This window comes from Cognatilysobacter segetis (assembly GCF_004359965.1).
Taxonomy (GTDB): Bacteria; Pseudomonadota; Gammaproteobacteria; order Xanthomonadales; family Xanthomonadaceae; genus Cognatilysobacter; species Cognatilysobacter segetis.
This window is the reverse complement of record NZ_SMRQ01000014.1, coordinates 49,430-60,357: the sequence shown is the minus strand read 5'-3', so window position 1 is coordinate 60,357 and position 10,928 is coordinate 49,430. Positions and strand designations below refer to the sequence as shown.

The window sequence follows — 10,928 nt, the reverse complement described above, 5'->3', positions numbered from 1 at the left end:
TCGACGCCGCGCGCGAGGCTGGATGCGCCGGTGTCGTGCTGGGCAAGGCCCTGCTGGAAGGCCGCTTCACCTTCGCCGAGGCGCTGGCCCGCGTGGAGGCCGCCGCGTGCTGAGCCGTCGCATCATCCCGTGCCTGGACGTCCGCGACGGCCGCGTGGTCAAGGGCGTGCGCTTCCGCGATCACGTCGACATGGGCGACATCGTCGAGCTCGCGCTGCGTTATCGCGACGAGGGCGCCGACGAACTCGTGTTCTACGACATCACCGCGAGCCCGGAGGGACGCAGCGTCGACCGTGGCTGGGTCGAACGCGTCGCGCGGCTCATCGACATCCCGTTCTGCGTGGCCGGCGGCATCCGCACGGTGGAGGATGCGCGCACGATCCTGCATGCCGGTGCCGACAAGATCTCCGTCAACACGCCGGCACTCGACCGCCCGGCGCTCATCGACGAGCTCGCTGATGCCTTCGGCGTGCAGTGCGTGGTCGTCGGCATCGACAGCCTGCGCGACGAGGACGGTGAATGGCGCGTGCGCCAGTACACGGGCGACCCGGCCCGCACGCGGGCGCTGGCGCGGCGAACGCTGGACTGGATCGCGGAGGCGCAGGACCGCGGCGCCGGCGAGATCGTGCTCAACTGCATGGGCAGCGACGGCGTGCGCGCGGGCTATGACCTCGAACAACTCGCGGCCGCCCGGGCCCTCTGCGCCGTGCCGCTCGTTGCATCAGGCGGTGCGGGCGAAGCCGCGCACTTCGTCGACGTCTTCGCGAAGGCCGACGTCGACGGCGCATTGGCCGCGAGCGTCTTCCATTCGGGAGAGGTGCGCATCCCCGCACTCAAGCAGCAACTGCGCGAAGCCGGCATCGAGGTTCGCCGTGACTGATCCGATCGTGTTCGATGCGGCGGCCATCGACTGGGCCAAGCAGGACGGCCTGCTCGCCGCCGTGGTGCAGGACGCCGACACGCTGCGCGTGCTGATGCTGGGCTACATGGACGCCGATGCGCTCGCGCACACGCTGGCCACCCGCCAGGCGACGTTCTACAGCCGCTCGCGGCAGCGCCGCTGGACCAAGGGCGAGACCAGCGGCAACGTGCTCGACGTCGTCGATCTGCGGCTCGACTGCGACGGCGATACCGTGCTGGTGCTCGCGCGGCCGCGCGGGCCGACCTGCCACCTCGAGCGCGAGAGCTGCTTCCCGGATGCGCCGGGCGACTTCCTGGCCGGCCTCGATGCGCTCGTCGCGCGTCGCGAGGCGGAGCGGCCCGCCGGCAGCTACACGACGAAGCTGTTCGATGCCGGCGTGCGCCGCATCGCGCAGAAGGTGGGCGAGGAGGGCGTCGAGACCGCGCTGGCGGCGGTCGCGCAGGACGAGCCGGCGCTGCTCGGCGAGGCCGCGGATCTGCTCTACCACCTCGTGGTGCTGCTGCGCGCGCGCGGCTTCTCGCTGCAGGACGCGGTCGCGGTGCTCCGCGCACGGCACGCGCCGGCGGAGCGCGCGACGGCCGGCTGATAGGCTTCCGCGATCCGCAGGAGCCCCGCATGCACCGCTTCGCCCTCGCAGTCTGTCTGTCGTTGATCGCCATGGCCGCACCGGCGTGGGCCGCGTGTCCCGGCGCCGTGTACGAGGATCGCAACGCGAACGGCGTGCGCGACGCGGGCGAGGGCGGTCTGGCGGGCATTCGGGTTTCCGATGGCGTGGAGATCGCCGTGACGGATCGCGCCGGTCGCTTCCGCTTGCCCGACGTGGCCGGGCGCACGCGCTTCGTGATCAAGCCCGCGGGCTTCTCCGTGCCGCGGCCGGCGGGCGGCCTCCCCGCCTTCTGGCGGCACGCGCCGTACCCGGAGGCACCCGTGCTGCGCTACGGCGGCCTGCGGGGAGCGGGGGAGGCCTGTCCGTCGTTCGGCCTGCGACGTGTCGCGGCGTCCGACAGCGGCCTCGAGGTGCTCGTCTTCGCCGACCCGCAACCGAAATCCGCCGTCGACGTCGACTACTACCGGCGCGACATCGTCGAGCGCCTTCACCCCCAGCCGGAGGGGCGCTCGACCGCCGACCTCGGCCTGACCCTCGGCGACATCGTCAACGACGACCTGTCGCTCTATCCCGCGATGAACGCGGTGACCGGGACGCTGGGGACGCCCTGGCTGCACGTCGCCGGCAACCACGACGTGGACCCCGACGCCACGCGCGACGAGGACGCGCTGCTGACCTTCCGCAACACCTACGGGCCCGACACCTTCGCCTGGGAGGAACGACAGGCGGACTTCGTGCTGCTGGACGACGTGATCACGCGGCCGGGCCAGAAGCCCGCCTACGTGGGCGGCCTGCGCGAGGACCAGTTCGCCTTCCTCGAGCACTACCTGCCGACGCACGACCCGAATCGCCTGCTCGTGATCGGCGTGCACATCCCGTTCTTTCCCGACGGCGGCGAGACCTTCCGCCCTGCCGATCGCGAGCGCCTGTTCGCGCTGCTGAAGGAGGTGCCCAAGGTGCTGCTGCTGAGCGCGCACGGCCATGTGCAGCGGCACGTCCTGCACGCCGCCGCGACCGGTTGGTACGGCGCGACGCCGCTGCACGAGTACAACCTCGGCGCCGCCTGCGGTTCGTACTGGTCGGGTGCGAAGAATGCCGATGGCATCCCGGATGCCACGATGGCCGACGGCACCCCGAACGGCTGGGCGCGCCTGCATGTCGGCGACGACGGCCGCTACGCGCTGAAGTGGCAGCCCGCGGGCCTCTCCGCGAACGAGGGCGCGTTGACGACCGCGATGCGCGTGCACGCGCCGCGCGTGCTCCGACGCGGCGCCTACCCGGCCTGGGGTGTCTACGCGAACGTCTGGATGGGCACGCCCGACGAGCGCGTCGAGTTCCGCGTCGACGGCGGAGCCTGGCAGCCGATGCAGCGCGTGGAGCAGCCCGATCCGTGGCTGCTCGCCGAGAACGTGCGCGATGACGACGCGACGGCGCTGCGCGGCTACGACCGCTCGCCCGAGGCGCAGCCGTCGACGCACCTGTGGCGTGGCGCCCTGCCGACGGCGCTCACCGCCGGTACGCACCGCGTCGAGGTGCGCGCGATGGACCTGTGGCAGGGCGAGCAGCGCGGCGCCACCACGTACCGTCTCGACGACGCACCGTGAGCACGTCGCCGGACGGCCTGCCGGTCCTGGCGTTCGGGGACGCCGCGGCCTTCGAGCGCTGGATCGAATCCGCGGCGGGCGCGGGCGGCCTGTGGCTGCGGATCGCCAAGGCCGGTCGCGGCATCACGTCGGTGACGTATGACGAGGCGCTCGACGTCGCGCTCTGCCACGGCTGGATCGACGGGCAGAAGCGCGCCTTCGACGAAGACTGGTTCCTGCAGCGCTTCACGCCGCGCCGGCCGCGCAGCCTCTGGTCCAGGCGCAACGTCGAGAAGGTCGAAAGGCTGCTCGCCGAGGGCAGGATCCGGCCCTCGGGCCAGCGCGAGATCGATGCGGCGAAGGCCGACGGCCGCTGGGACCGGGCCTATGCAGGCGCGTCGGCCCGCGAGGTGCCGGAGGAACTGGCCGTGCTGCTCGCGGCCGACCCCGATGCGCGCCGCGCATTCGACGCGCTGTCGGCGGCGAACCGCTATGCGGTGTGCTGGCGCGTGCAGACCGGGAAGCGCGCCGATACGCGCGCGGCGAGGGCGCGCCATTTCGTGGACATGATCCTGCGCGGCGAAACGCCGCACTAGGCGCCGTCAGGCGCCGATTTCGGAAAACGATTCGACGCGCCGATGGCCATGCGTCGCCTCGCCCGTGCGCGGCTGTGCGTAATCCTCGCGGCGGTCGACGAGCACGGTCTGCAGGCCGGCGTCGCGCGCGGCGTCGAGTTCCTCGACCACGTCGGAGAGGAACAGCATGTCGCCCGGCGCGATGCCGACCTGCTCCGCGATGCGCGCGTAGCTGGCCGCGTCGCGCTTGCCGCCGATCTCGGTGTCGAACCAGTTGGACACCAGCGACGTCAGGTCCCCGGCGTCGCTATGCCCGAAGAAGAGTTTCTGGGCGGGCACGCTGCCCGAGGAATACACGTTCAGCGGCAGCCCCGCGCCATGCCATTCCCGCAGCGCCTCGGCCGCGTCGGGGTACATGTGGGCAGTGAAGTCGGCATTGCGGTAGCCCGCGCTCCAGATCATGCCCTGCAGCGCCTTGAGCGCCGTGTGCTTGCGGTCCTCGTCGATCCAGCCCTGAAGCACCTCGACGATCGTGCCATCGCCGCAGATGCCGCCTTCCTCGGTCGCCACGGCGTCCAGCCAGCGACGCACCTCCGGCTCGTGGCCGTGCTCGCGCACGAAGCCGGGGAGGGCGCGGCGGGCGTAGGGAAACAGCACGTCCTTCACGAACGAGATGCTGCTGGTGGTGCCTTCGATGTCGGTCAGGATCGCGCGGACGGGCATGGGAACTCCGTGTGCAAAGCGGCAGGCCCGGCATGCCGGGCCTGTCGGGAAACGGTGGGACGGGCGGGGCTCAGCCCGCGGCGTCCCTCTCGAAGCGGGGGAAGCGCTGCGCGATGTCGGTGCCGGTGAAATGCCCGACCCAGCCGTCCGGCTCGGTGAAGAAGCGGATCGCGACGAAGCTGGGCTCCGGCCCCATGTCGAACCAGTGCAGCGTGGAGTCGGGCACTGAGATCAGGTCGCCTTCCTCGCACTTCATCTCGTAGACCTTCTCGCCGACGTGCAGCGTGAACAGCCCGGACCCAGCGACGAAGAACCGCACCTCGTCCTCCTTGTGGAAGTGCTCGTCGAGGAACTTGCGGCGCATCTCCTCGCGGCTCGGGTGCTCGGGCGAAATGCTGACCACGTCGACCGTCTTGAAGCCACGCTCGGCCACGATGCGGTCGATGTCGCTGCGGTAGGCATCGAGGATGATGTCGGGCTCGTCGCCGGGCTGGATCGGCTTGCTGGCCTCCCAGCGCTCGAAACCGACGCCGATCGGCGCCAGCTCGCGTGCGATGGCGTCGACCTCGGTCGAGACGAACTCGGGCGTGTCGGGCGTGGACTCGTGGAAGATGCGCAGACGGCTCATGGCGCGCTCCGGTGGTCGGTTAGAGGGATGCGGACGAGGTGCCGAAACGTCGCAGCTCGAGTTCGCAGGCGAGCAGGAATTCGAACGCTTCGAGGTGGCGTCGGGCGTCGGCCATGTCACGGCCCCAGGCGTAGAGGCCGTGGCCGTCGATCAGGTAGCCCCAGAGCGGACCCGCGTCGAGCAGGGACTCGACCCGCGCGGCGAGCTCGGGCATGTCCTGCGAGTTGGGCAGCACGGGCAGGTCGATCGCCGCCTCATGGGTGGTGTTGCCGCTGAAGGCCTTGAGCAGCTCGTAGCCGGCCAGCCGGATGGCACCGTCGCGCGCATACAGGCGCGAGGCGACGGTCTGGTTGATCGAATGCGTGTGCAGCACGCAGCCGACATCAGCGAAGCGGGCGTAGAGCTGCGTGTGCAGAAGCGTCTCGGCGGAGGACCGGCGGTCGGTCGCCACCGGGCGGCCCTGCAGGTCGACGACCATGATGTCGTCGCGCGTCAGCCGGCCCTTGTCGCGGCCGGAAACGGTGATCGCGACGTGCGCCGCGTCCATCCGCTCCGAGAAGTTGCTGCTCGTGGCGGGCGTCCAGCCGCGCTCGGCGAGTTCGCGCACGTTCGTGGCGATCTCGTCGGCGCAGGCCGCGAGCCGCTGCGGGTCGTAGGGGAGGGAGGCACTCATGGCCGCCAGTTTAGGGCAGGCGGCGTGCCCGCCATGCATGGACGACGGCACGGCGGCGTGCCGACCACGGAACACCGGCCGCGAAAACGAAGACGGCGCGGTTGCCCGCGCCGTCGAGTCCCGCATGCGACCGGTTACTTGTGGATATCCGGCAGCGGCTCCTCGTGGAGCTCGATCGGCTCGCCATGCGCGAGATGGCTGCGCTGGCGTGCGAACAGGAAGTAGCCGATGAGCCCGATCACGGCCCAGATGCAGAAGAACATGATCGTCGGGTTCCAGCCCAGGCTGAAGAACAGCAGCACGCAGCCGGCCATCGCGAGCGGGCCGACGACCCAGATCAGCGGCGTGCGGAACGGGCGCGGACGGGTCGGCTCGGTCTTGCGCAGGATCATCACGCCCGCCGCCACCATGAAGAACGCGAACAGCGTGCCGGCGTTGGAGATGTCGGCCAGCGCGCTCACCGGGAACAGCGCGACGAAGATGCCGGTGATCCAGGTCACCACGTGCGGGGTGTGGTACTTCGGGTGCACCTTGCTGAAGCGGGCCGGCATCAGGCCGTCGCGCGACATCGTGAACAGGATGCGCGTCTGGCCGAACATCATCATCAGCACGACGGACGGCAGCGCGAGGATCGCGGCGCCGGCCACCAAGTCGCCGACGCGCGGCCAGCCGATGTTGCGCAGCACGAACGCCAGCGGCTCCTTGCTCTGCGAGAGCGCGCCGCCCGGCTGCGCGCCCATGGCGCCGACCGCGGCGTAGGCCACCAGCAGGTAGAACACCGTGCAGACGCCGAGCGAGCCGATCAGGCCGATGGGGATGTTGCGGTTCGGATTCTTGGTCTCCTCGGCCGCGGTCGAGACCGCGTCGAAGCCGACGTAGGCGAAGAAGATCGAGGCCGCGGCGCCGAGCACGCCGACGCCCGAGAGCGGCGTACCCCAGCCGTTCGGCAGCATCGGCACGAAGTTCGCATGGTTCACGGCCGGGAACGCCAGCGCGACGAAGGCGGTGAGCGCCGCGATCTTGATGAGCACCAGGACCGTGGTGACCTTCGCCGACTTGCTGGTACCCACCACCAGCAGCCACGTCACCAGCAGCGCCAGCAGGAAGGCGATGAGGTTGAAGCCGCCGCGCACCGACGTGCCGTCCGGCATCAGGAAGGTGTCGAACGGCCCGGCCGTCAGTATCGGCGGAAGTCCCAAGCCGTGCGCGTACAGGAATCCGTTCGCGTATCCGGCCCATCCGACCGATACGGCGCCCGCCGCGACCGCGTACTCGAGGATCAGTGCCCAGCCCACCATCCAGGCGATCAGCTCGCCGAGGACCGCGTAGGAGTACGTGTAGGCGGAGCCCGACACGGGCACCATCGCCGCGATTTCGGAGTAGATCAGCGCCGTCAGCACGCAGACCGCGCCTGCGATGACGAACGAATACATCATGCCGGGGCCGGCCTTGTTGGCCGCGACCGCCGTGAGCACGAAGATACCCGTGCCGATGACCGCACCGATGCCGAGCATGGTGAGGTCGAACGCGCCGAGCTGGCGCTTGAGCGATCGCTTTTCCGCGGTCGCCAGGATCAGGTCGAGCGGCTTTCTGCGCTGGAACAACATTCAGGTGTTCTCCCCCGGGACGAAGACCCGGCGCTCGCGCACCGGGAACCCGGCGACCATAGCCGCACGCGCGGCCCGTGCACAAGTCACGCTCCCCATGAACGGGGATAATGCCGGGCCGCCGACACGAAGACGCCGCCGTATGGACCCCACGCCCGAATCCGAGACCCTCGCGCGCCTGCGCGCGGACCTTCAGGCGTACGCCGCGCGCTGGCCCGACGAGGCGGCGACGGTCGGGCATTTCATCGCGCTGCTGGACGAGCTTCCGTCGTCGCCGTTCCACCGCGAGCGGCTCGAGGGCCACTTTACCGGCTCGGCCTGGCTGGTCGACCGCAGCGGCGAACGGGTGCTGCTGACGCACCATCGCAAGCTCGGCCGGTGGCTGCAGCTGGGCGGGCACGCGGACGGCGACGTCGACCTCGCCAACGTCGCGCTGAAGGAAGCCGAGGAAGAGTCCGGCCTGCGTGACCTGACCCTCCAGCCGGGCGTGTTCGACCTCGACCGTCACTGGATCCCGGCGCGAGGCGACGTGCCCGCCCACTGGCATTACGACGTGCGCTTCGTGGTGCGTGCCGGTCGCGACGAGGCGTTCGTCGTCAGCGACGAATCGCTTGCCCTGGCCTGGCGCGATGTGCGCGAGCTGCGCGCGGACCCGGCCTCCGACGAGTCGGTGCAGCGGATGTCGCGCAAATGGCTGGCCGACGCGCCGCGCTGAGCGCGCGACGCGCCCTGCGGCCGGGCGTCGTCCGTCGTCTGACCGCGCGCGATCACGCGTCGCCATGAACGGACGAGGCCCGGTTTCCCGGGCCTCGTGTCGTCGTGCTGCGCGCCGGTCGATCAGTCCGCGCGGCCCGCGAATTCGCCGGTCGTCGTATTCACCAGCACGCGTTCGCCGTTGCCGATGTACTCGGGGACCATGATCTCGATGCCCGTCGACAACGTTGCCGGCTTCGGACGCTTGGTCGCGGTGCCGCCCTTGAGCTCCGGTGGCGTGTCGATAACCTCCATCGTCACGGTCTGCGGCAGCTGCAGGCCTACCGGCGCGTCGTCGATGATCTGCACGTAGCAGCCCGACAGGTCGGGCACGACATAGCCCGCCATGTCGCCGACGACGTCGGCGTCGAGCGTGTACGGCGTGTAGTCCTCGTCGTCGAGAAACACGAACGCGTCGCCGTCCTTGTACGAGAACGTCGCCTGGCGACGCGCGAGGTCGACTTCGCGCAGGTCGTCGTCGCCGTCGAAGCTGGCATCGAGCTTGTTGCCGCCGGGCACGCTGTACATGGTGAAGCGGAAGCGCACGTTGCCGCCGCGGCCCTGCGGGCTGCTGCGCTCGATGTCGCGGATCTGGTACACGCCGCCGTTGTGTTCGACGACGTTGCCCTTCTTGATGTCGTAGGCCTTCATTGCGGTTCCTGTTTACTTCGGCGCGAGGCGCGTCGCGCCGTCGAGGCGGATCGTCTCGCCGTTGAGGTACGTGTTGCCGAGGATGTACGCGGCGAGGTCGGCGAATTCCTCCGGCTTGCCCAGGCGCGACGGGAAGGGGATCGACGCCGCGAGCGACTGCTGCACCGACTCCGGCATGCCGTCGACCATGGGCGTCCAGAACACGCCCGGTGCGATCGTCAGCACGCGGATGCCGAAACGCGCGAGTTCGCGCGCCATCGGCAGCGTCATGCCGACCACACCGCCCTTCGACGCCGAATACGCGGCCTGGCCGATCTGGCCTTCGTAGGCCGCGACCGACGCGGTGTTGATGATCACGCCGCGCTCGCCGTCGACGCCGGCCTCGTTGGCCTGCATCACCTGTGCGGCGGCCTTGGCGACGTTGAACGAACCAACGAGGTTCACCATCACGGTCGTCTGGAACTGCGACAGCGGCATCGGGCCGTCCTTGCCGAGCACGCGGCCCGAGCCGAGGATGCCCGCGCAGTTCACCGCGACGTTGAGGCCGCCGAGGAACTCGTTCGCGGCGTTGACGTTGGCGACCACGCCCGTTTCGTCGGTGACGTCGGTGCGGAAGAACGCCGCCTTGTCCGCGCCGAGCTCGGCGACAGCGGCGGCGCCCTTGTCCTCGTTGACGTCGAATAGCGCAACGCGGCCGCCGTCGCGGACGATGCGCTGCGCCACGGCGAAGCCGAGGCCGGAAACGCCGCCGGTGATGACGGCGCGGGCGTTGGAGATCTGCATGGCGTTGTCTCGGAAAGCCGGAAAGGTCGCGATTCTACCGGCTCCGGGAGGGGCGGCCGACGCAGTGCGGCCACTGCGCCCGGTCCCCCCAGGCCCTTGCCTCGCGGCCTGCCGTGCCGGTTGACGTGCGACCTACGGTGCCGACCGCGGCTCGCGATACGGCACCCCGTCCTTCGCCACGAACACCGGCCTGCGCAGGTCCTCGATGTTCGCCGTCGGGTCGCCCTCGAACGCGGCAAGGTCTCCCCGCAGGCCGATCGCGATGCGGCCGATGCGGTCCTGCTGCTTGAGGATCATCGCCGCCGTCGACGTACACGCACGCATCGCGTCCACCGGGGTCATCCCGGCCTTCACCATCAGCGCCGGCTCGCGCCAGTTGTCGCCGTGGCGGAAGACGCCGACGTCGCTGCCGCAGCCGATCGTCACGCCCTGCGCCATCGCGGTGTGGAACGCCTTCAGCGATTCCTCGATCTTCGGCGTCGGCGCGGACTGGCCGGGCACGTAGTGGTTGAAGTAGGTCTCGGTCGCCTCGACCGCGGTCAGCGTCGGCAGGTAGGCGACATGGCGGTCGCGCATCAGCTTGAACGTCTGCGCGCTGCCGCCGTAGCCGTGCTCGATCGTGTCGACGCCCGCGTCGACAGCCATGCGCATGCCGGCGTCGGTCGCGGCGTGCGCGGCGACCGGGCGGCCCCCGACGTGCGCGGCCTCGACGATCGCCTTCATCTCGTTCGCGGTGAATGCCGGCTGCGCGCTGCCCTCGGGCCCGACGCGGTAATCGGCGTAGAACTTGATCCAGTCGGCGCCGCGGCCGGCCTGCTCGCGCACGGCACGCGTGGCCTCGTCCACGCCGCTGACTTCCTGCGCGCCGCCGGGCAGGTCGGCGTCGGGGCGGAACCCGCGCGGTCCGGGGCCGTAGCTGGAGGTCGCGACGATGGCGCGCGTTGACACGAACAGGCGCGGGCCGGCGACCGAGCCGTCGTCAATCGCGCGCTTCAGCGACACGTCGGCGAACCCGGCCCCTTCCGTGCCGAGATCGCGCAGCGTGGTGAAGCCCGCGCGTAACGTATCGCCAGCGAACTTCGCGGCCTGCAGCGTGCGGTACGCCTCCGGCTCCTTCAGCACCTGGTCGTTCCAGCTCGCCTCGTTGTAGGGGTGCAGGAACAGGTGCGAGTGGAGTTCGATGAGGCCGGGCGTGAGCGTCGCGCCGGGCAGGTCAATGCCTCGCGCATCGGCGGGTGCAGTGACCGATGCGGCTGGGCCGACCGCAGCGATCGCGCCGTCGCGCACGAGCACCACCCAATTTGGATGCGATACGCCTTCGCCGGTCCACACACGCGCCGGCGTGAGCAGCAGCGTCTCCGCGGACAGCGGCATCGCCGCGAGCGACGCCATGGATAGCACCGCACCCAGCAGATGCTTCATG

The 10,928-nt window shown here is 70.5% G+C and carries 12 protein-coding genes; 5 read left to right on the top strand and 7 right to left on the bottom strand.

Features of this window, described 5'->3' with window-relative positions:
* The first annotated feature begins 106 nt into the window (after positions 1 to 106).
* From hisF to E4F61_RS04840, 4 genes are read left to right on the top strand one after another with little or no spacing between them, the layout of a single operon-like run.
* Complete coding sequence (hisF, locus tag E4F61_RS04855) at positions 107 to 880, top strand: imidazole glycerol phosphate synthase subunit HisF (protein ID WP_133478545.1); 774 nt, start codon at positions 107 to 109, stop codon at positions 878 to 880.
* Entirely contained in the window at positions 873 to 1,508 is a 636-nt protein-coding gene (hisIE, locus tag E4F61_RS04850) for a bifunctional phosphoribosyl-AMP cyclohydrolase/phosphoribosyl-ATP diphosphatase HisIE (RefSeq protein ID WP_133478544.1), read from the top strand. Before hisF ends, hisIE begins: the two co-directional genes overlap by 8 nt.
* 29 nt (positions 1,509 to 1,537) lie before the next feature.
* Positions 1,538 to 3,133 carry a calcineurin-like phosphoesterase C-terminal domain-containing protein gene (locus E4F61_RS04845; RefSeq protein WP_133478543.1) on the top strand — a complete coding sequence of 532 codons (1,596 nt, stop codon included), beginning with the start codon at positions 1,538 to 1,540 and terminating at the stop codon, positions 3,131 to 3,133.
* The gene (locus tag E4F61_RS04840; protein ID WP_133478542.1) at positions 3,130 to 3,708 is read left to right on the top strand and encodes a YdeI/OmpD-associated family protein; all 579 of its coding nucleotides are present in this window, start codon (positions 3,130 to 3,132) and stop codon (positions 3,706 to 3,708) included. The genes E4F61_RS04845 and E4F61_RS04840 overlap by 4 nt, the downstream gene beginning before the upstream one ends.
* Before the next feature lie 6 nt (positions 3,709 to 3,714).
* Here E4F61_RS04840 and mtnC read toward each other — a convergent pair whose 3' ends face one another.
* The 4 genes from mtnC to E4F61_RS04820 form a co-directional block, all read right to left on the bottom strand.
* Positions 3,715 to 4,410 carry an acireductone synthase gene (gene mtnC, locus E4F61_RS04835; protein WP_133478541.1) on the bottom strand — a complete coding sequence of 232 codons (696 nt, stop codon included), beginning with the start codon at positions 4,408 to 4,410 and terminating at the stop codon, positions 3,715 to 3,717.
* A gap of 70 nt (positions 4,411 to 4,480) precedes the next feature.
* On the bottom strand, positions 4,481 to 5,038 hold the full coding sequence (locus E4F61_RS04830) for a 1,2-dihydroxy-3-keto-5-methylthiopentene dioxygenase (RefSeq protein ID WP_133478540.1): 558 nt from the start codon (positions 5,036 to 5,038) through the stop codon (positions 4,481 to 4,483).
* A gap of 19 nt (positions 5,039 to 5,057) precedes the next feature.
* Positions 5,058 to 5,711 carry a methylthioribulose 1-phosphate dehydratase gene (locus E4F61_RS04825; RefSeq protein WP_133478539.1) on the bottom strand — a complete coding sequence of 218 codons (654 nt, stop codon included), beginning with the start codon at positions 5,709 to 5,711 and terminating at the stop codon, positions 5,058 to 5,060.
* A 134-nt stretch (positions 5,712 to 5,845) separates the two neighbouring features.
* On the bottom strand, positions 5,846 to 7,318 hold the full coding sequence (locus E4F61_RS04820) for an amino acid permease (RefSeq protein ID WP_133478538.1): 1,473 nt from the start codon (positions 7,316 to 7,318) through the stop codon (positions 5,846 to 5,848).
* Positions 7,319 to 7,460: 142 nt separating this feature from the next.
* Between E4F61_RS04820 and E4F61_RS04815 the strand changes: the two genes are divergently transcribed.
* Positions 7,461 to 8,033, top strand: a complete 573-nt coding sequence (locus E4F61_RS04815) for an NUDIX hydrolase (protein ID WP_238382805.1) — start codon at positions 7,461 to 7,463, stop codon at positions 8,031 to 8,033.
* Positions 8,034 to 8,155: 122 nt separating this feature from the next.
* Here E4F61_RS04815 and yeiP read toward each other — a convergent pair whose 3' ends face one another.
* The 3 genes from yeiP to E4F61_RS04800 form a co-directional block, all read right to left on the bottom strand.
* The gene (gene yeiP, locus E4F61_RS04810; protein WP_133478536.1) at positions 8,156 to 8,722 is read right to left on the bottom strand and encodes an elongation factor P-like protein YeiP; all 567 of its coding nucleotides are present in this window, start codon (positions 8,720 to 8,722) and stop codon (positions 8,156 to 8,158) included.
* Positions 8,723 to 8,734: 12 nt separating this feature from the next.
* On the bottom strand, positions 8,735 to 9,505 hold the full coding sequence (locus tag E4F61_RS04805; protein ID WP_133478535.1) for an SDR family NAD(P)-dependent oxidoreductase: 771 nt from the start codon (positions 9,503 to 9,505) through the stop codon (positions 8,735 to 8,737).
* 132 nt (positions 9,506 to 9,637) lie between these two features.
* Complete coding sequence (locus E4F61_RS04800) at positions 9,638 to 10,927, bottom strand: metal-dependent hydrolase family protein (RefSeq protein WP_133478534.1); 1,290 nt, start codon at positions 10,925 to 10,927, stop codon at positions 9,638 to 9,640.
* Position 10,928 lies beyond the last annotated feature (1 nt).

Coding starts and splice junctions, on each gene's coding strand:
- E4F61_RS04825 (WP_133478539.1), bottom strand. CDS start 5,711: ATGAGTGCCTCCCTCCCCTACGACCCGCAGCGGCTCGCGGCCTGCGCC.
- E4F61_RS04830 (WP_133478540.1), bottom strand. CDS start 5,038: ATGAGCCGTCTGCGCATCTTCCACGAGTCCACGCCCGACACGCCCGAG.
- E4F61_RS04820 (WP_133478538.1), bottom strand. CDS start 7,318: ATGTTGTTCCAGCGCAGAAAGCCGCTCGACCTGATCCTGGCGACCGCG.
- E4F61_RS04800 (WP_133478534.1), bottom strand. CDS start 10,927: ATGAAGCATCTGCTGGGTGCGGTGCTATCCATGGCGTCGCTCGCGGCG.
- E4F61_RS04845 (WP_133478543.1), top strand. CDS start 1,538: ATGCACCGCTTCGCCCTCGCAGTCTGTCTGTCGTTGATCGCCATGGCC.
- yeiP (WP_133478536.1), bottom strand. CDS start 8,722: ATGAAGGCCTACGACATCAAGAAGGGCAACGTCGTCGAACACAACGGC.
- E4F61_RS04815 (WP_238382805.1), top strand. CDS start 7,461: ATGGACCCCACGCCCGAATCCGAGACCCTCGCGCGCCTGCGCGCGGAC.
- mtnC (WP_133478541.1), bottom strand. CDS start 4,410: ATGCCCGTCCGCGCGATCCTGACCGACATCGAAGGCACCACCAGCAGC.
- E4F61_RS04805 (WP_133478535.1), bottom strand. CDS start 9,505: ATGCAGATCTCCAACGCCCGCGCCGTCATCACCGGCGGCGTTTCCGGC.